The following is a 19,410-nucleotide window of genomic DNA, read 5'->3' as shown; positions in this document are numbered from 1 at the left end:
ACTGCTTTTTTATGATATTTAGTAATTAAAATTATGTAAGTTTGTGTGAAAATAAATGATGGATATGATTGTAGTCAATCATATCTACTAATTGAAGATTCTAAAAGGTATTAGTATAAGGGATTATATTAATACCTTTTTTTATTTAATTTATATAAATTAAATAATTATGCAAATTAAAAGATAACTCATATATTCATCTACAAAAGGATAATTTACTAATGTCTAAAATTTATTGAAGAACAAGGTTTTCACGATTATAATGAGGTTATATCAATTTAAAAAATAGGCTATTAAATATCTAATGAATCAGGGGGAATATACTATGGAAAATAAAGAAGTGAATAATGCTTTTCAAGAGATGTTCATGGCTGCTAAAAAACGTCTAAATAATAGGTCACCTTTTGATATTGCAGAAAAAACAGGGGTAATATTTTGCCAAGAAACATCTACTTTTAAAATTAATAGTTTAGGTGAAACTATAGAAGTAGAATACCCATCCTATGAAATAGATGGGAAAATGCATAGTTGGCATGATTTAGTTATACTGCAGTATTTTGATATGGCAAATGGAATGCCTGATGATTGGCAAGCAGTTCATTTTGGTGAGTTAAATGATGGATTGATAAGGGGAACTAAGTTTGATAAGACTGCAGAGTTGGAATTGAGCCGTTTTTTGGCTAATAAACAACCAGATCAGGTAATAAATGTTTGTAAAGCATTAGGTGGAAAAATTATTGATTCAAAAGTAGATTTATGTGTAGTATTTGAATTTCTTCCCTACTACCATGTCACTTTAAATATTTGGTTTGCAGATGATGAGTTTGAAGCATCTGGAAAAATGTTAGTTAATAAAAGTGCAGATAATTATATTTCATTAGAAGGTTCAGTTGGAGTAGGGGAGATTATGTTAAAACGTATTTCAGAAAAATACAAAGAGTTATATGATATGACCTCCATGTAAGTGGGAACAGTGTGGGAAGATAGTTATAAAGGAGAATAGAGCAAAATTTTAAAATATACACGAAATATTGAAAGGAGTGCATCAGCATGAATGACAAAAAAGATGTTTTAGATAATGGTCCTTTTTTTCATGGTACTAAAGCAGAACTAAAAATTGGAGATTTATTAGAACCACAACACTTATCAAATTACCAAAATAAAAAATCTAACTATATTTATTTTACTGCAACATTAGATGTTGCTAAATGGGGTGCTGAATTAGCCAGATCTGAATCAAAAGAAAGAATTTATATAATAGAACCATTAGGTGAATTTGAAAATGACCCAAATGTAACAGACAAAAAATTTCCTGGAAACCCAACACGTTCTTATAGATCTAAATCTCCTTTGAAAATAGTAGCTGAATTAGGTTCATGGGAAAGACATTCCCAAGAAGAAATAAATAATATGCTTTCATCTTTAAAAAAATTAAGTGAGGAAGGGAAAAATATAATATACGATTAGTCCATAATAAAAAACATCTGTTGAAATGAAGTTTTCTAACAGATGTTTTTTATTATTATTTATGGCTAATTAATAAATTTTCTTAAATAGTTCTACAAGTTTTTCTTTACTAAAGAATACAGGATTAGCACCTGCACATGCATCTTTCATTGAATTTTCAGCAAGTAAATCAAAATCTGGATCAGATACACCTACATCCTTTAAAGATTTTGGTATACCAACTTCATCTGAAAGAGCTTTTATTCTATTTATTACATAATCAACACATTCTTCATCAGATTTTCCTTCAACATCCATACCTATAGTCTTAGCAATTACACGGAATTTAGCAGGAGCATGTTTAGCATTTTCTTCTTCTACTATAGGAAGTAACATAGCATTGCAAACTCCATGAGGTAAGTCATATAATCCACCTAATTGATGAGCCATAGCATGTACATTTCCAAGGCCTGCATTACTAAATGCAATACCATTTAAGAAGCAAGCATAACATAATTGCTCTCTAGCGTTGATATCACTTCCGTCTGCTACTGCCTTTGGAAGGAAATCAAATATTTGTTTTATAGCATATAATGCAGTTGAATCTGTAACATCATAAGCACCATTAGCAACAACTGCTTCAATAGCATGTGTTAATGCATCCATACCAGTTGCGGCAGTTAAGTTAGATGGTTTGCTTATCATTAATTCAGGATCATTTACTGTAATTGTAGCTAAAGAATTAGTATCAACCATTATCATTTTTATATGTCTAGATTCATCAGTTATAACATAGTTTATAGTAACCTCAGCAGATGTACCAGCTGTAGTAGTTATAGCTACTATAGGAAGACATTTATTATTAGTTTTGTTAACGCCTTCATAATCAGTTATGTTTCCACCATTAGTAGCAAGTATAGATATTGCTTTACCACAGTCCTGAGGAGATCCACCTCCAATAGTTATAACAAAATCACATTTTTCAGATTTTAATATTTCAAGACCATTATTAACATTAGTTACAGTTGGATTTGGTTTTACATCATCATAAACTACAAAATCAATACCTATTTCAGTTAACATATCAGTTACTTTTTTAACCGTACCATTTGAAGTTAAAAACTTGTCACTAACAATAAAAGCTTTTTTAGTTCCTAAAGACTTAATTGGCGACTTTGCTTCAGAAAGGCAACCTTTACCAAGTAAATTTATTGGCGGAATATAGTAAATACTCATAATTAAAATCCCCTTTTTTCATTATATAAATTTTTTTAAATCATCTACTTCTTTTAATACTTGAACTATTTCTTCTTCTTGCTGTGCTGTAGCTTGTAGGAATGGTTTTGTACAATAATCATTCATATCAATTCCCTTTAAAACCATTGCTTTTTTAATTATTGGAATAAATGGAACACCAATATCGTATAATTTTGCCATAGCGTCAACTATTTGTTGTATGTAAGATATTTTTTCTAAATCTCCCTTATCACAAGCTTTCACCCAAGCGCTGAATATTTCTGGATACAGGTTAGATAATCCACCTATACATCCATTTCCACCACTAAGAACATTATGTGCAAAGTTATCATCAAATCCTGAATATACAATAAAATTAGGGAATTCTTTATATATTTCTTGAATTAATTTTCTTGTATGGCCCATTTCTGTTACTGTATCTTTAAATCCAATTATATTCTTATTTTTTCTTAATAGATTAAGTGTCACTGCTGGTGATAAATCATATCCAGTTCTTGCAGGGAAATTATATAAGAATACGTTACCATTAATATTTTTGCAAACAGAGTCAAAGTAGAATTCAATACTTTCGTCAGATAAGCTAAAATAATATGGTCCAATTATCATTACAGCATCAGCACCAGCATTAATTGCATAATTTGAAAGTTCTATAGTGTCTTCAGCAGACATACAACTAGTTCCTATATAAACCTTAGTCCTATGATTTACATGATTAACAACTAAATCGATAAGTTGTTTTTTTTGCTCAGTTGTCATAGTGAAAAATTCACCAGTGCTCCCCATAATAACTAATCCATCTACACCACCATCAATTAAATGGTCGTAGATTCTTTTATTTGCATCTATATCTAATTCACCATTTTCAGCAAATGCAGTTATCACAGGTGTTAAAAAATTTGTTTTTTTTATCATATCATCCTCCGTTATTAAGTTGTTTAATAAATGTAAATTTTATGTTTGAAAAAGAATATTCGTTATTGCGAACTACTTACGTATTAACGTATTTATACATTAATGTAACACACAAATAATTTATAGTCAAGAAAATATTAAGTGTTTTTATTCCTTGCTTACAAAAATAATAATATCTGATATAATTGTGCTAGAATCATAGAATAGGAGAAGATTTATGAATAAAACTGAACATAGACCAACATCAAGAGTGCTAAATATTTTGGAAATCCTGGCTACAAATTCTGATGGATTTACACTAACAGAGATTGCTGAAAAAATTAATGCACCTAAAAGTACTATTTTGCCAATTGTTCATACTATGGCAGAGCGAAAATTTATAAATATTGATAGAGATTCTGGTAAATATACTATAGGAATAAGCACATTTTCTGTTGGAGCGGCCTTTTCTAGCAATAAAAATATATTACAGTATATAAATAGTGAAATGAAGCATATTGTAGAAGTAACTAAAGAGATCTGCCAGTTAGGAATACTTAAAGGTAATAATGTATTGTATATTGACAAAGTGGACTCTGAAGAAGCCATAAGATTGGTGTCTCATATTGGGAAAATGTTACCAACTTATTGTACAAGTCTTGGCAAAGCATTAATTTGTGAAATGGAATTAGATGAAATTAAAAAATTATATCCCACAGGTTTAAAGTCTTATACAAAAAGCACAATAACGGATTTTAATATATTATTTGAGCAATTACTAGAAATAAGAAAAAGTAATATTTCCATGGAGTTTGAAGAAATTTCAGAACATCTAATATGTTGTGCAACACCAATAAAATATAACAATAAAATTATAGCGGCTATAAGTGTAAGTATACCAGCATTTAGAGCTACTCAAGAAAAACTATCAGTCACTTCAGAAGTATTGATAAATGCTAAAGGAAAAATAGAAAAATATTTACAAACTGTAGGACTAGATGAGGAAAGTTTTCTATATTAGATGATAATAAAAAAATTCTAATTTCAATGATTTTGTATCATTGAAATTAGAATTTTTTTTTGCCTATAATTTGCCTATAATATTTATAAAAAATAAAACTTTGAAAATGTTTACAAAATGTAAATATAAACATTGACAAATTTTTTTCAAAGTGATAACATGATGTTAGTTTGGAAATAGGTATTAAATTCGGAAATGCGAACCATGCAAAATAAGGAGGAATATTTATGAGTGAAAAGTTTGTACAAAATTGTAGTGAAGCAAGAAAAATATGGGCACAAAGTGATGCCTTACGTTGTGGTATGGGATGGGATGAACATTCTATAGAAAAACCATTAATTTTAGTAGATGATGTTTTTGGAGAAAGTCATCCAGGAAGTACTCATTTAAACACACTTTCTCAACAAGCTAATATAGGAATATATGAAAAGGGTGGACAACCAGCTAACTTTCATGTAACAGATGTTTGTGATGGATGGGCACAAGGACATAGTGGAATGAACTATATATTAGCATCTAGAGAGATAATAGCAGATATGGTAGAAATTCATGCATCTGCATCTCAATGGGATGGCTTAGTACTTGTATCATCTTGCGATAAAGCAATACCTGCACACTTGAGAGTAGCAGCAAGACTTGATTTACCAACAGTATTTATTCCAGGTGGTGTTATGAGACCAGCTCCAGAATTAGGTACATCAGGTAAAGGTGGAGAAGTTTCCTTAAGAGAAAAAAGAGGAGATATTTCTCAAAGAGAGATAATGAATTATAAATTAACAGGATGCCCTTCATGTGGTGCTTGTCAGTTTTTAGGAACTGCAGGAACTATGCAATGTATGGCTGAAGCTCTTGGACTAACATTACCAGGAACTGCTTTAAGTCCATCAACTATGAGAGATATACTTGCAAGTTCAAGAGAAGCAGGTAAGGCAGTAATGAATTTAGTACATAAAAAAATAACTGCTCGCCAAATATTAACTCCAGCTGCATTTAAAAATGCAATAATAGTACATGCAGCTATAGGTGGATCAACAAATGCATTAATTCATTTCCCTGCAATAGCTCAAGAAATGGGATATGAATTAGATTTGAATTTATTTGATGAAATGAATAAAATAATACCTCACCTTTGTAATGTAGCACCAAGTGGAAAATATCCAACAGAAACACTATGGTTTGCAGGTGGTATACCAATGGTTCAGTGGGTATTAAGAGACTACTTAGATTTAGACGTTATGACAGCTACAGGGAAAACCTTAGGAGAAAATCTAGAAGAACTTAATGAAAGTGGATATTTTGATAGAATTATTGGATATTTATCTAATTATGGATTAAAAAGAGAAGATGTTATTCATCCTTTAGAAGATGCTAAATCTTACGGATCAGTTGCAGTATTAAAAGGTAATATAGCTCCAGAAGGTGCTGTAATTAAATATTCTGCAGTAGCAGAGGATATGCTTCATCATATAGGACCTGCTGTTGTATTTGATTCAGAAGAAGCATGTAATCAAGCTGTGGTAGATAAGACAATTGAGCCAGGAAGCGTGTTAATAATACGTTATGAAGGTCCAAGAGGTTCTGGTATGCCAGAGATGTTTATGACAACAGAAGCAATAATGAATGATGATAGATTAAAATCTTCAACTGTATTAATAACTGATGGTAGATTCTCAGGAGCTACAAAAGGTCCTTGTGTTGGACATGTTTCGCCAGAAGCAGCAACAGGTGGACCAATAGGTTTAGTTGAAAATGGAGATTTAATTGAATTAGATGTTATAAATAGAAAAGTAAATATAATTGGGATTAATGGAATAGAGTGCGGCCAAGAAGAAGTAGAGAAAGTTTTAGAGGAAAGAAAGAAAAACTGGAGTAAAATGGACACTAGTGATAGATTTGGTATTTTCAAGCGTTATACTGATAGAGCAACATCAGGTATGCGTGGGGCATATATAGAATAAAAAATTAATCGGGAGGTTTACGTATGCAAGTTTCATCATTTGGTGCAATTTTAGCTCTTGTAATAGCTATATTTTTAATTATTAAAAAGGTACCACCAACATACGGTATGATTATAGGGGCAGTTATTGGTGGTATTGTTGGGGATGCCGGTTTAACTGGTACGGTAGAAATAATGATAACTGGAGTGACTGGAATGTCATCTGCCATTATCAGAATAGTTACAGCCGGAGTATTAGCAGGTGCATTAATGGAATCAGGTGCAGCTAATAAAATAGCAGAGTTTATAGTTGGAAAATTAGGTGAGAAAAAGTCATTAGTAGCACTGACACTTTCTACATATGTCCTTACTACAGTTGGAGTTTTTGGTGATGTATCTATAATTACAGTTGCACCAATAGCTATAGCAATAGGAAAAAAAGCAGGATTTAGTAAGATGGGAATATTATTTGCTATGATTGGGGGAGTTAAAGCAGGTAATATGACATCTCCTAATCCAAATACTATAGCAGCTGCAGAAGCATTTGGCGTTGAGTTAACTACACTAATGACTGCGGGAATAATTCCAGCATTCTGTTGTTTAATCGTTACATGTTTAATATCTAGTAAGCTAAAAAATAAAGGAGATAAAGTGTCATTAGATGTATCTGGAGATAGTTTATCAAGTGAAATAGCGATAGAATCTGAGAAAGAAGATATAACTTTATTTGGAGCTATTATAGGTCCAGTAGTTTCTATAGGATTATTGCTATTAAGACCGACAGTTGGTATAGCAGTTGATCCACTAATAGCTCTTCCTGTAGGTGGTATAGTAGGAACTATATGTATGGGTAAAGCTAAAGAGTTAAATAACTTTGCAATAAGTGGACTTGGTAGAATGAGCGGAGTTGTATTGTTACTTATTGGAACAGGTACCATAGCTGGTATTATATCTAACTCTGGATTGAAAGACGTTATTATAGGGGGAGTAGATTTATTAGGATTACCAGGAGTATTATTAGCACCAATAGCAGGTATAACTATGGGGGCAGCAACTGCTTCAGCAACAGCAGGAGCATCAGTTGGAGGTCTTGTATTTGGTCCTGCAATATTAGAATATGGTGTATTACCAGTTCAAGGTGCATCTATGGTATATTCAGGAACTCAACTATTTGACGGATTACCTCATGGAAGTTTCTTCCATGTAAGTGGTGGATGCGTTTCTATGGAAATGAAAGATAGATTAAAATTAATACCTTATGAAACGACTATAGGTATAGTAATGTGCCTTGCATCAACAATTGCATATGGTATTATGGGATTAGCTTTTTAGAAATATATAGTAAATATATTTATGAGTAGGATTTATGAGAATCCTATCTACAATTGAAGGCAAAAAACACATTGATGTAATAGTCAATGTGTTTTTTTATCTTCAAATCTTATATATTTTTGAAGGCACATATCTTATATAAATTTACTAACTTGATTGATAAAATTTAAAATAAAAATTAAACTAAAGTATACATACATTAAGATAAAGAGGTGTAAAAATGACTAAAGAAGAAAGAATTGCCAACATAGTAGCAGACTTAGAAGGATGGGAAATCAAATCAGATGATAGTGGGTCATATCTAGAAGTAGAGTGTGGAGAATTTTTATTGGAAATGGACTTATCTGATATACCAAGCCTTGAAACTTTGACAAAGGAAGAACTGGCAACAATAATATTTGATAAATATTTAGAATAATAAATAAATTTATATTAGAATGTAGATGAGCTTATAATAATGTAAAGTAGTTACATACATGTAAGTAGATCAGGATGAAGGGATGAACTCATATAGAGTTCATCCCTTTTTTGTACAATCTACTGAAAGGTTTATTTCACCGTTTTATCACAAAATTTTATACTATAACAAAATGGAAATATTAGAATAATGTCAAGCAATATGCAAATAATATTGAATGATATCAAATAATAATGAAATATAGGAAGGAGATTAATAAAAAATATGAGCGAGACAATTAGAGAAAAATTAGAAGGTCGTGTAAGTTATCATGACTCCGTTGAGGAAATGTTAAAGAGAATACAAACTGATGGTCTTTCAAGTGTGTTCTCAAGATGGGGACCACAAGAAAAAATAAGATGTAAGTCTTGTCTTCAAGGTTTAAGTTGTCAGTTATGTACACAAGGTCCTTGTAAAATTAGTGAAAAAATAGGAGCTGATAAAGGAGTTTGCGGTATCGGACCAGATGCCATGGCTATGAGAAATTTCCTTATGAGAAATATAATGGGTGCAGCTACATATGCACATCACGCATATGAAGCATATAGAACACTTAGAGCCACTGGTGAAGGGAAATCCCCATTCAAAATAAAAGATGAAGCTAAATTGAAATGGATGTGTGAAAAAGTAGGAATAGATACTAATCAAGATATTAATCAACTTGCTATTCAATTAGCTGATTTACTTGATAAAGATATGAAAGCAGGACCTGATGAACCTAGTATAATGACACAAGCCTTTGCTCCAAAGAAAAGAATAGCAGTATGGGAAAATCTACATATTTATCCTTCTGGTGTTGACCATGAAGTTCAAAACTCAATTGCAAGTTGTTTAACAAATGTGGATGGAGATTATGTATCACTTGCCATAAAAGGTCTTAGATTAGGTTTATCTACTATATATACAGCTTTAATAGGTCTTGAAATGGTACAAGATATATTATTTGGAACACCTATGCCTCATGAGGTTGACGTTGACTTAGGAATAATGGATCCTGACTATGTAAATATAGTATTTAATGGACACCAACCTTGGATAGGAGCCCTTACTATAGAAAAACTTAGAAAAGGCGAATATAAAGATGAAGCTATAGCTGCTGGAGCTAAAGGAATTAGAGTAGTTGGTTCCATTGAAACAGGACAAGAATTATTACAAAGATACGAAGTTGACGATATATTTGTTGGTCTTATGGGTAACTGGTTAACTATAGAACCACTTCTTGCTACTGGTACAGTAGATGCAATTGCTATGGAAGAAAACTGTTCACCACCAGCTATAGATCAATACGCTGAAAAATATCAAGTAGCATTAGTTAGTCTAAGTACAATAATAGGTGTACCAGGTGCAGAACATAAAATGCCATATTATCCAGAACAAGCTAATGAAATAGCAAATAATTTAATTGAAATAGCAATAGATAACTTTAAGAAAAGACATGGAAAAATTGAACCTATGGTACCTAAACATGTTACAAAAGCTATAGCAGGATTTTCAACAGAAGCTGTTTTAGGTGCTCTTGGCAATTCACTTGATCCATTAGTTGATGTAATTACGTCAGGTAAAATAAAAGGTATTGTTGCACTTGCAAACTGTTCTACACTTAGAAATGGTCCTCAAGACTGGAATACAGTTAATATAACAAAAGAATTAATAAAAAGAGATATATTAGTAGTAGCTGGTGGTTGTGGTAACCATGGTCTTGAAGTAGCAGGATTATGTAACTTAGATGCTATAGAAAAATATGCAGGAGAAGGCTTGAAGGAAGTATGTAATATGCTTAAAATACCTCCTGTACTAAGTTTTGGTACTTGTACTGATACAGGTAGAATATCAATGCTTGTTACTGCTTTAGCAGATCATCTTGATCTTGATATTCCAGACCTTCCTATAGCAGTTACAGCTCCAGAGTGGATGGAACAAAAGGCTACTATAGATGGTATTTTTGCAGTAGCATACGGAGCTTATACACATTTATCTCCTACTCCATTTGTTACTGGTGCTCCTGAATTAGTAAAACTTCTTACACAAGATGTTGAGGGCTTAACAGGTGGTAAAGTAGCTTTGGGAGATGATCCAGTTGAAGCTGCAAAGGCGATAGAAGATCATATAATAAGTAAAAGACAAAAACTTGGACTTAAATAATATTTTTAATAAATTGTCTATGTTTACATAAACGTAGAATGATTGGAATTGCTAGGTTTTAGGATCTGGTAATTCCATTTATTTTGCCATTTAAATTTCATACATTAAGACTGAATGACGTGGGGTGTAGAAAGGAGAAACTGTAATGAAAAAAATAGTTATCATATCAACAGGTATTGCTGGACTAATAGGAACATGGTTCTATCATCGTGATAAGAAATATCCTTTGACAAAAGGTTATTATCTCATGAATAAATTCAGTGTACCAGATAAAGTGTTGACATTGTCCAATGTCAAGCTAGCTAATAGATTATTATCTAAAGGTGGATTACCCAAAACACCTGATGGTATTATTAGAGAAATGCAATATGTTAAGACTGAGAATGAAGAAAAGATACCTTTAAGCATTTATAAGCCAAAAGATATGAATTACAATATTCCTTGTCTTATTTATTTTCATGGGGGTGGTTTTTTCCTTAAAGATGAGGCATATATGCATAAGCTTGTTTGTGAATATGTTAAGAAAGCAAAATGTATGGTTGTGTTTGTCCATTATAGAACTGCTGATGAATATCCATTTCCAACACCTTTTAAAGATTGTTGCAATGCCATCCAATATGTATGGGAAAATACTGAACAACTTAACGTGAACAAAAATAAAATTGCATTAGGTGGTGATAGTACTGGTGGTGCATTAACAGGTGCGTGTACATTATGGTGTAGAGATGAAACTGACATAAAACTGTGCTTTCAAATGTTGATTTATCCAGTGATTGATTCACGCATGGAAACTGAGACTATGAAAAAATATGTGGACTGTCCCCTATGGAATTCTTCCCTAATAAAAAAGATGTGGAAATTCTATTTAAGAAATGGTATTAATGGAAAGAAAGAGTATACAAGTCCAATTTTAGCAGAGGATTTTTCAGAGTTGCCACCTTCATATATAGAGACGGCTGAATACGATTGTGCTCATGATGAAGGTATAGATTATGCTAAATCTTTGATATCAGCAGGGGCAAAAGTCCATCTGGAAGATGTGAAAAGTGTTTTTCATGGCTATGATGTATTTTTCAATACTGAAATAACAAAGAGAATGATTGAAAAACGCGCTCAAGCTCTTCACTCTGCATTTCATGATGAGTATGGGATATAGAGTAACCGATTTATTCATGTATGGGAGGTTTTAGGATTAATTGTAATAACAGTAATAATGAACAAGTGAATAGTACATATTTTAGATGAGTGTGCAATTAAGAAATATATCATAGTTGATGGTGTTTAACTATATTAGAGGATTAGTTTGTTGCATATGGATGTTAAATTAGATATCAAAGGGGACTTATAAAGTGGAGACTTCAGAAGACACACCTAAAGAAAATAGTGATTTTACTACAGTAATTGGAGACGAAGATAATCCAGATGCAGTATTTAGAAGTTTAAGTGACATAGCAGGAAAAGAAGTTAATTTAAAAAAAGGGGACATAGTAAGTTCAGATGTGACAATTAAACTAATAAAAGGTGAAAAATAGTAAATATGAGCTTGAAGAAAATAATATATATATCTATGATATTTAGTATTATAGGATGTCTATCGCTATGGAATTCATTAGCAAATGCTTAGGCTCAGGAAGCAGAGGATATAAATTATGGTATATATTATAAAAGTGATTATATCTATATTTATAGATAACAACTTTAATATGCATAGATTGTAAGGTATATATGTTGAAGAAAAACCATATCTACTTTTTTTAGTTGATTTTAATTTTTTGATTTTATATATCTGATAAAACTTGAGTAAAATCCCATGTCATAGTTTCTGTCTAAAAAATATTAATGTACACCCTTCACTATTATTCCATTAAAAAATCCTATTATCCAAATGGAACTACAAAAAGTGAAACAGCAGAAGATGGAACAATTACATCATATACTTATGACGAAATGAATAGAGAAGCAAGCGAAACTGTAAACAAAGGTGGATTAGTTAAAACTTGGAACACAACATACAGCTATGAAACTGTAGAAACATTTACAGGTAAAGGAACTAAAAGAACTGAATGTTCATTTGTAAGTACAGAAACAAATCCAGATGGTGATATTATAGGTCAAACTTATCAAGATACATTAGGAAGAACTATAAGGGAAAAAGAAAATGGAGTTTATGTAGACTTAACTTATGATGGCCAAGAAAACATAATAACTAAATATGAAGCAGGTCAAAACGCTGGTAGTGAAAAAGGCATTCTTTCAGTATTTCTATATGATAGTCTAGGAAATCAAACAACAACTATGCTTAATCCAGCTTATGATTCAAATGCAAAAACATTCTATGTAGATGGTGATAATACAATAACTACAACAAAGAAATATGATTCATCAGGAAATGTAATTGAAGATATAGATGGAGAAGGAAACTCTACAAAATATGAGTATGACAAAGAAGCAAGAATATCAAAGGTAATACTTCCTGATTCAGAAAATAACATAACTAGTTTTACTTATGACAAAGAAAATACAGATGGTACAACGAGTACTATAGTTACAGATGCAAATGGGAATAAAAGTGAGACAATAACTAATTCTCAAGATCTTGCAGTATTAATTAAGGATCTTGGTGATGGTTCTATAAAACCAATAACTACAGCAACAGAATACAACTCAAAAGATAATGTGGTTAAAGAAACAAACACAGAAGGAAATTACAAAACTTATGAATATGATGACAAAGAGCGTTTAAGTGCGCTAAATTACTATGATTCTAAAAAGAATAGAACTCTAAGAACAGAGTATGAGTATGATATATCTGACAATATAACAGTAATGCGAGATTATAAGCAGTCAGGTGGCAAATTAAACTTATATAGATATACACGATATAGTTATGATAGTCTTAAGAGATTAGTAGGATATGCTGAGTTAGATGCTGAGCATATATCAGGAGATTCGCCAACAGATGCTGAAATAGATAGTCAAAAAATTACTTATGAGTATGATATAGACGATAACATAACAAATGTAACATATCCTTCCTCTACATCTAGTTAAAGTTCACTTATAATAGTGATAAGTGGTTACAAAAGATAGAGGCAAAAGTTGGAGTAGGGTACAAGCTTCTTAGAGAATACAACTACTTAAACGATGGAAAAGTTGCAAGTATAAAAGATTACAGAGATTTTGCAAATGGAAGCACAAGCACTTACACACTTAGAAGTTTTAGCTACGATAGTTTTGGAAGAGCTACAAACATAACTTACACTGATAGTAGAAACAATGAAGTACTAGAAAAATATAAATACACTTACAATAAAAATAACCATATAATGAGTGAATATTTATATAATAACTACACTAGCACAACTCAGCGTGATGAAGATTCACCTAGTACAATAGTAGATGAACTACGTGAATATGAATACGACAAACTTGGAAGACTTACAGAAACAAATATAAGTGATAATGTGTCAAATTCAATAAGCAACACTGTTTATACTTATGACAAAGTAGGTAATAGAGTAAAAGAAGTGAAAGATGGAAAAACAACTACATATACATATAACTCACTAAATCAATTAGTTTCAAGTATGGAAGTTGGATCAGAAGATTCAGCAGATGGAAGTGAAGAGTCATCAGATGATGGAGAGTCCCACACCACACTATCTAATAAAAATTCGCTTCGCTCATATCGCCAACGTCTAAGTCTTCGCTATCGCTTCAGACTCATCCCGTTGCTCAAGCTTATACTTATGATTTAAATGGAAATCAGCTAAGAGAATCAGACAGTGTGACAAATGAAGTAAAGTGCTACACTTACGATGCAGCAAACCGCATGGATAAGGTCATGTTTACAAAGGCTGGTATAGTAACATTAAACCAAGTAAATACTTACAACGGAAATGGACAAAGAGTTGAAAAATCAGAAAATGGTCAATCAACTAAGTACTATTACCAAAATGACGCAGTACTTTACACAACTGGTAAGGCTGATACGTCAACAGAATTGGAAGAGCCAGAGAATGTTGAAAAACTTACTGGAGTAACTAGCCTTAACCTAATGGTAGCTAGTGGAAATGCCATCGCCACAGTTAGGGATATTTCAAGCACCGAAGGTGAAAAATACTACTTCTACAATAAAGACATGCGTGAAAGCACAACAAATCTAGTAAATGTAGAAGGAAAAAGTGAAGTATCATATGAATATACGGACTTTGGTGAGACTGAAATAAATGGTGATGAAAACTTCTACAATGAAATCTGTTACACAGGTGGAATTTACGATAATAAGACAGGATTATATTATCTAAATGCTAGATACTACAACCCTGAAGATGGAAGATTTTTAACAGAAGACACTTATCGCGGAGAATTCACAGACCCAAGTAGTTTGCATCTATATGCATATTGTACAAACAACCCAATAGCATATACAGATCCAAGTGGCCACTTCCCAGTTTGGGGCGTAATTAATGCTGCGTGGGGAGCATATGATGGATATCAATATGCGAAGAAGAAAAATCTAAGAGGTTGGAAAAAAGCAGGAGCAATAGTTGGTGGAGCAGTACTTGGAACTATAGACCCATTCAAGAAACTAAAAGTAGGCAAAGTTGTAAAAAGAGTTGCGAAAATAGCTAAAAAGCGTAAGAGCACAAAGGCTATAGCTAAGAGAGTTTATAGGGCTGTAAGGAAATCTAAAGTAGTTACAAAAAGGTCTTATAGAAAAGCAAGTAGAAAGGCTACCAAAACATATCGTACGGTTAGATGTAAAATAACTAAAAAAGGTTGTTTTACAGCAGGAACTTTAATATCAACTGAAGACGGATTAGTTCCAATAGAGGATATTGAAGAAGGCGACCTGGTATGGGCACAAAATCCAGAAACAGGAGAAGTAGACCTTAAAAAAGTAGCACAAACTTTTGAAAAAGAAACAGATACAATACTTTATATTAAAGTAGCTGGAGAAGTTATTGAAGCTACCGAACAGCATGTGTTCTATATTGATGGTGTAGGCTGGATACCAGCAAGTATGATTGAAGAAGGAGATGTAGTAGTTCTTCAGTCAGGTGATAAGTCTGCAGTTGAGAAGATAGATAAAGTAGTTCACAATGAACTGATAAGGGTATATAATTTTGAGGTTGAAGATTTCCATACGTATTTTGTATCTGATGCAAGTGTGCTTGTACATAATGATTATTCAGGAGTAAGAAGAAAAGGCGCATTTAGAAAAGCTAAAAGAGATGCAGGTATATCTAAATCTCAACAACCATATAAAATTGGGTCAGATTATATGAGAACAGCTGAGCATGAAGGAAGTAAAATAATACTGGGTAAAAATAACAAACCTATAAAAACAAGAGAATACTATTTTATTAATGATAAAGGTAAAAAAATTATTATACAAGATCATGGTGCGGGACACTTAAAAGGAGGTCAAGGCCCACATTTTAATGTGAGACCGGCTAATAACAAACGTACTGGTAAGGTTGAAGGAACTAAATCACATTATCCTTTTAACAAACGATAGAGAGGTGATAGCATGTGGTATGAACTATTAGATAACAATGTATTTATTACTAAATTATACGATCAAGTTCCTGATTTAATTGATATTAGGATAGATCAGATAAATGTTTTAGATGAATGTGATAAAGTTAGTATTTTTTTTGATTTACAAAAATATGCAGATAATCCTCCTCAAAAGTGGATTCAATCAAAATATAATACTGTTGTAGTAAATATAGATTTATTTGGAATACACGAAATAAATATGTCTTATAAACCTACAAATGTAGATAAATCAAACATTAGCATATGTATAGATGAGAATAGTTACATAAATGTTAAAATTGCAGGTCAATTTAATGCAACTATTAGAGCGGTAGCTGGAATGATTCAGACGATAAGCGGATATTAAATAAGATATAAACAGTAGAGGTATGCTTCAATTATATTATTTATAATTAGAGCATACCTTTTAAATACTAGGAATTTTTATAATTGAAAATAATGAAGTAAAATGCTACACTTACGATGCAGTAAACCGCATGGATAAGGCCATGTTTACAAAGGCTGGTATAGTAACATTAAATCAAGTAAATACTTACAACGGAAATGGACAAAGAGTTGAAAAATCAGAAAATGGTCAATCAACTAAGTACTATTACCAAAGCGATTCAGTACTTTACACAACTGGAAAAGTTGATACTTCAACAGAACTAGAAGAACCAGAGGATGTTGAAAAACTTACTGGAGTAACTATAATGGGAGCTAGTGGAAATGCTATCGCCACAGTTAGGGATATTTCAAGTGCCGAAGGTGAAAAATACTACTTCTACAATAAAGACATGCGTGAAAGTACAACAAATCTAGTAAACGTAGAAGGTAAAAGCGAAGTATCTTATGAATACACTGATTTTGGTGAAACTGAAATAAACGGTGATGAAAACTTCTACAACGAAATCTGCTACACAGGTGGAATTTACGATAATAATACAGGACTGTATTATTTGAATGCAAGATACTACAACCCTGAAGATGGAAGGTTCTTAACAGAAGACACTTATCGTGGAGAATTCACAGACCCAAGCAGTTTACATCTATATGCTTACTGCGTAAACAACCCAATAGCATATACAGACCCAAGTGGTCTGGGGTGTAATAAATGCAGGACTTGGGGCTTATGATGGATATCAGTATGCTAAAAGGAAGAACCTAAGTGGTTGGAAGAAAGCAGGAGCCATAGTTGGTGGAGCAGTACTTGGAACTATAAATCCATTTAAGAAACTAAAAGTAGGTAAAGTTTTCAAAAGGGTTGCTAAAATAGTTAAAAAGCGTAAGAGCACAAAGGCTATAGCTAAGAGAGTTTATAGGGTCGCAAGGAAAACTAAGTCTGTTAAAAGAAAAGTAACTAGAAAAGTAAGTAAAAAGGCTACAAGAACATATCGAAGGGTTAAGTGTAAAATAACTAAAAAAGGTTGCTTTACAGCAGGAACTTTAATATCAACACAAGATGGAGATGTTCCAATAGAAGATATTGAAGAAGGCGACCTGGTATGGGCACAAGATCCAGAAACATGAGAAATAGCCTTTAAAAAAGTAGTACAAACTTTTGTAAAAGAAACAGATACAATACTTTATATTAAGGTAGCTGGAGAAGTTATTGAGGCTACTGAACAGCATGTGTTCTATATTGATAATGTAGGTTGGATCCCAGCAAGTATGATTGAGGAAGGGGACGTAGTAGTTCTTCAGTCAGGTGATAAGTCTACAGTTGAGAAGATAGATAAAGTAGTTCACAATGAACTGATAACGGTATATAACTTTGAAGTTGAAGATTTCCATACGTATTTTGTATCGGATGCAAGTGTGTTGGTACATAATATAAATTGTGATACAGAAAAAACAATAGAGATTAATTTGAAATATAAGAAAGGCTGGACAAATAAGCAAAAAAAACAAGCAAGAAAAAAAGTAAAAGCTTTATCAAAAGCAAAGACAGTAAAGACTTCTGTAAAGCGTAAATCATCATCGGCATCATCAAGATATAGAAGCAAACATGGATCATCATCAATACCAAAGTCACATGATGTGGATCATATGATAGAATTACAGTTAGGTGGAGCAGATGAATTATCAAATATGAAACCATTAGATAAAAGTGTTAATAGAAGTTTGGGGTCACAAATTCATCATGCAATTAAAAATCATCCAGAAGGAACCGTTTTTGGTAAATTTACAATAGATTAAAGGAGAAGTAAAAATGTTTAGTAAATTTTTAAATTTTTTTGACAAACATATTGAATATAAAATAGAAGGTAGTCCATATGAAACATTATTAAATAACTTTGAAGGAATGGAGTTTGGAGATGGCATATTTAGATTATTTAATAAAAGAGACTTATATAAATGGAGTGAAATAGTCACAGAAGCCTATCCAAAATTTAAAGATAAATTTGATTTATTTGGGTATGATTGGCTAGGACGATGCTTTGCAATTGATTTGAGAGATAGAAATATACTAATGTTTGAAATAGGAGCAGGAGAAGTATTAAACATTCCTTGTGATATACTAGAATTTCTTAATGTAGAAATCCCAGTATATAATGATGCATGCTTAGCATCTACATTTTATAAAGAATGGGTTGAATATTGTGGTAAAAATGCAAAATTAAATTATTGTATGGGGTATAAAGTTCCATTATTTTTAGGTGGCGAAGATGATATATCCAATTTAGAAGAAATTAATATGGAAGTTTATTGGTCCATAACTGGACAATTGAATAATCAGTGTTAACAGAATAAAAACATAAGATAAAATACATATTTTATTTAGATTTAATAAAATTTAAAAATAGATGCGTTCTACTTATATGACTATTAAGTATAAAAATTATGTAGAAAAGTGTACTATCAAATTGAAGTGTGTAAAAAAACTATGGACTTGATAAAAATATTAGTATTTTTATCAAGTCCATTCTAATAATAATGAATTAATTAAGAGCTAGATGTTGATGACAAGCAGTTAGGAAAGTTAAGGTAGCTACAAAGAAAAGCAAACCCAAAAAGTAGTACAAATTCTTGCAAAAGAAACAGATACAATACTTTATATTAAAGTAGCTGGAGAAGTTATTGAAGCTATTGAACATCATGTATTTGAGCAACGGAGTTGCCTGAAGTGTTAACGAAGGCATCTCGTTGGCGATATGAACGTAGCGAATTTTTATATAGATAACATAGGCTAAGATACCTTAAAATAAAGAGAAGTACTAAAAGGACATAGTGCTATAATACATATAATAATCAAAGAGTGTGTGAAAAAAACTCTGTAAATAACAAAATTCAACAGCTTTCTATGATAATATTTAATTATTATAGGAGGCTGTTTTATTATGGGAAAAAGAAAACAAAAGCTTAGCGAAGGAAAAAGAA

Annotated in this window: 19 protein-coding genes; 17 read left to right on the top strand and 2 right to left on the bottom strand. The window is 31.8% G+C overall.

What is annotated here, in order from left to right; translation table 11 throughout:
- Nucleotides 1–325 precede the first annotated feature (325 nt).
- Both K0040_RS15665 and arr read left to right on the top strand, forming a co-directional pair.
- The gene (locus K0040_RS15665; RefSeq protein WP_228109700.1) at nt 326–964 is read left to right on the top strand and encodes a DUF3786 domain-containing protein; all 639 of its coding nucleotides are present in this window, start codon (nt 326–328) and stop codon (nt 962–964) included.
- Between the two features lie 86 nt (nt 965–1,050).
- Nucleotides 1,051–1,467: an NAD(+)--rifampin ADP-ribosyltransferase gene (gene arr, locus K0040_RS15660; RefSeq protein ID WP_228109699.1), complete on the top strand. Its 417-nt coding sequence runs from the start codon at nt 1,051–1,053 to the stop codon at nt 1,465–1,467.
- 69 nt (nt 1,468–1,536) lie between these two features.
- Here the strand turns inward: arr and K0040_RS15655 are convergent, their stop codons facing one another.
- Complete coding sequence (locus K0040_RS15655; protein WP_228109698.1) at nt 1,537–2,682, bottom strand: iron-containing alcohol dehydrogenase; 1,146 nt, start codon at nt 2,680–2,682, stop codon at nt 1,537–1,539.
- A gap of 21 nt (nt 2,683–2,703) precedes the next feature.
- Nucleotides 2,704–3,615 (bottom strand): dihydrodipicolinate synthase family protein, encoded by a 912-nt coding sequence (locus K0040_RS15650; protein ID WP_228109697.1) that lies wholly within the window; start codon nt 3,613–3,615, stop codon nt 2,704–2,706.
- A gap of 217 nt (nt 3,616–3,832) precedes the next feature.
- On the opposite strand from K0040_RS15650, the gene K0040_RS15645 reads away from it, so the two are divergent.
- The 15 genes from K0040_RS15645 to K0040_RS15575 all read left to right on the top strand — a co-directional run bounded on the left by K0040_RS15645 (nt 3,833) and on the right by K0040_RS15575 (nt 18,775).
- Nucleotides 3,833–4,615, top strand: coding sequence for an IclR family transcriptional regulator (locus K0040_RS15645; protein ID WP_228109696.1), 783 nt, complete (start codon nt 3,833–3,835; stop codon nt 4,613–4,615).
- A gap of 227 nt (nt 4,616–4,842) precedes the next feature.
- Nucleotides 4,843–6,573: a dihydroxy-acid dehydratase gene (gene ilvD, locus K0040_RS15640; protein ID WP_228109695.1), complete on the top strand. Its 1,731-nt coding sequence runs from the start codon at nt 4,843–4,845 to the stop codon at nt 6,571–6,573.
- Nucleotides 6,574–6,596: 23 nt separating this feature from the next.
- Nucleotides 6,597–7,883, top strand: a complete 1,287-nt coding sequence (locus tag K0040_RS15635; RefSeq protein WP_228109694.1) for a GntP family permease — start codon at nt 6,597–6,599, stop codon at nt 7,881–7,883.
- A gap of 220 nt (nt 7,884–8,103) precedes the next feature.
- Nucleotides 8,104–8,301 carry a hypothetical protein gene (locus K0040_RS15630; RefSeq protein WP_228109693.1) on the top strand — a complete coding sequence of 66 codons (198 nt, stop codon included), beginning with the start codon at nt 8,104–8,106 and terminating at the stop codon, nt 8,299–8,301.
- Nucleotides 8,302–8,565: 264 nt separating this feature from the next.
- Nucleotides 8,566–10,482, top strand: coding sequence for an anaerobic carbon-monoxide dehydrogenase catalytic subunit (cooS, locus tag K0040_RS15625; RefSeq protein WP_228109692.1), 1,917 nt, complete (start codon nt 8,566–8,568; stop codon nt 10,480–10,482).
- A gap of 145 nt (nt 10,483–10,627) precedes the next feature.
- On the top strand, nt 10,628–11,638 hold the full coding sequence (locus tag K0040_RS15620; RefSeq protein ID WP_228109691.1) for an alpha/beta hydrolase: 1,011 nt from the start codon (nt 10,628–10,630) through the stop codon (nt 11,636–11,638).
- A 193-nt stretch (nt 11,639–11,831) separates the two neighbouring features.
- Entirely contained in the window at nt 11,832–12,014 is a 183-nt protein-coding gene (locus K0040_RS15615; protein WP_228109690.1) for a hypothetical protein, read from the top strand.
- A 307-nt stretch (nt 12,015–12,321) separates the two neighbouring features.
- Nucleotides 12,322–13,533 (top strand): hypothetical protein, encoded by a 1,212-nt coding sequence (locus K0040_RS15610; RefSeq protein ID WP_228109689.1) that lies wholly within the window; start codon nt 12,322–12,324, stop codon nt 13,531–13,533.
- A gap of 275 nt (nt 13,534–13,808) precedes the next feature.
- Nucleotides 13,809–14,240 (top strand): hypothetical protein, encoded by a 432-nt coding sequence (locus K0040_RS15605; RefSeq protein WP_228109688.1) that lies wholly within the window; start codon nt 13,809–13,811, stop codon nt 14,238–14,240.
- A 29-nt stretch (nt 14,241–14,269) separates the two neighbouring features.
- Nucleotides 14,270–16,006, top strand: a complete 1,737-nt coding sequence (locus tag K0040_RS15600; protein WP_228109687.1) for a polymorphic toxin-type HINT domain-containing protein — start codon at nt 14,270–14,272, stop codon at nt 16,004–16,006.
- A gap of 12 nt (nt 16,007–16,018) precedes the next feature.
- Nucleotides 16,019–16,396, top strand: coding sequence for an Imm50 family immunity protein (locus K0040_RS15595; protein WP_228109686.1), 378 nt, complete (start codon nt 16,019–16,021; stop codon nt 16,394–16,396).
- Nucleotides 16,397–16,526: 130 nt separating this feature from the next.
- Nucleotides 16,527–17,165, top strand: coding sequence for an RHS repeat-associated core domain-containing protein (locus tag K0040_RS15590; RefSeq protein WP_228109685.1), 639 nt, complete (start codon nt 16,527–16,529; stop codon nt 17,163–17,165).
- Nucleotides 17,125–17,559, top strand: a complete 435-nt coding sequence (locus K0040_RS21130; protein ID WP_228109684.1) for a Hint domain-containing protein — start codon at nt 17,125–17,127, stop codon at nt 17,557–17,559. Before K0040_RS15590 ends, K0040_RS21130 begins: the two co-directional genes overlap by 41 nt.
- A 3-nt stretch (nt 17,560–17,562) precedes the next feature.
- Nucleotides 17,563–18,228, top strand: coding sequence for a polymorphic toxin-type HINT domain-containing protein (locus K0040_RS15580; protein WP_228109711.1), 666 nt, complete (start codon nt 17,563–17,565; stop codon nt 18,226–18,228).
- Nucleotides 18,229–18,241: 13 nt separating this feature from the next.
- Nucleotides 18,242–18,775, top strand: coding sequence for a T6SS immunity protein Tdi1 domain-containing protein (locus K0040_RS15575; protein ID WP_228109683.1), 534 nt, complete (start codon nt 18,242–18,244; stop codon nt 18,773–18,775).
- The last annotated feature ends 635 nt before the right edge of the window (nt 18,776–19,410 follow it).

It is taken from the genome of Terrisporobacter petrolearius (genome assembly GCF_020748185.1).
Classification (GTDB): Bacteria; Bacillota; Clostridia; order Peptostreptococcales; family Peptostreptococcaceae; genus Terrisporobacter; species Terrisporobacter petrolearius.
This window is presented reverse-complemented; position numbering and strand designations above follow the sequence as displayed.

Bases quoted from the DNA above. Each gene is read 5' to 3' on its own strand.
- K0040_RS15665 (WP_228109700.1), top strand. From the start codon at position 326: ATGGAAAATAAAGAAGTGAATAATGCTTTTCAAGAGATGTTCATGGCT.
- arr (WP_228109699.1), top strand. From the start codon at position 1,051: ATGAATGACAAAAAAGATGTTTTAGATAATGGTCCTTTTTTTCATGGT.
- K0040_RS15655 (WP_228109698.1), bottom strand. From the start codon at position 2,682: ATGAGTATTTACTATATTCCGCCAATAAATTTACTTGGTAAAGGTTGC.
- K0040_RS15650 (WP_228109697.1), bottom strand. From the start codon at position 3,615: ATGATAAAAAAAACAAATTTTTTAACACCTGTGATAACTGCATTTGCT.
- K0040_RS15645 (WP_228109696.1), top strand. From the start codon at position 3,833: ATGAATAAAACTGAACATAGACCAACATCAAGAGTGCTAAATATTTTG.
- ilvD (WP_228109695.1), top strand. From the start codon at position 4,843: ATGAGTGAAAAGTTTGTACAAAATTGTAGTGAAGCAAGAAAAATATGG.
- K0040_RS15635 (WP_228109694.1), top strand. From the start codon at position 6,597: ATGCAAGTTTCATCATTTGGTGCAATTTTAGCTCTTGTAATAGCTATA.
- K0040_RS15630 (WP_228109693.1), top strand. From the start codon at position 8,104: ATGACTAAAGAAGAAAGAATTGCCAACATAGTAGCAGACTTAGAAGGA.
- cooS (WP_228109692.1), top strand. From the start codon at position 8,566: ATGAGCGAGACAATTAGAGAAAAATTAGAAGGTCGTGTAAGTTATCAT.
- K0040_RS15620 (WP_228109691.1), top strand. From the start codon at position 10,628: ATGAAAAAAATAGTTATCATATCAACAGGTATTGCTGGACTAATAGGA.
- K0040_RS15610 (WP_228109689.1), top strand. From the start codon at position 12,322: ATGTACACCCTTCACTATTATTCCATTAAAAAATCCTATTATCCAAAT.
- K0040_RS15605 (WP_228109688.1), top strand. From the start codon at position 13,809: ATGAGTGAATATTTATATAATAACTACACTAGCACAACTCAGCGTGAT.
- K0040_RS15595 (WP_228109686.1), top strand. From the start codon at position 16,019: ATGTGGTATGAACTATTAGATAACAATGTATTTATTACTAAATTATAC.
- K0040_RS15590 (WP_228109685.1), top strand. From the start codon at position 16,527: ATGGATAAGGCCATGTTTACAAAGGCTGGTATAGTAACATTAAATCAA.
- K0040_RS15575 (WP_228109683.1), top strand. From the start codon at position 18,242: ATGTTTAGTAAATTTTTAAATTTTTTTGACAAACATATTGAATATAAA.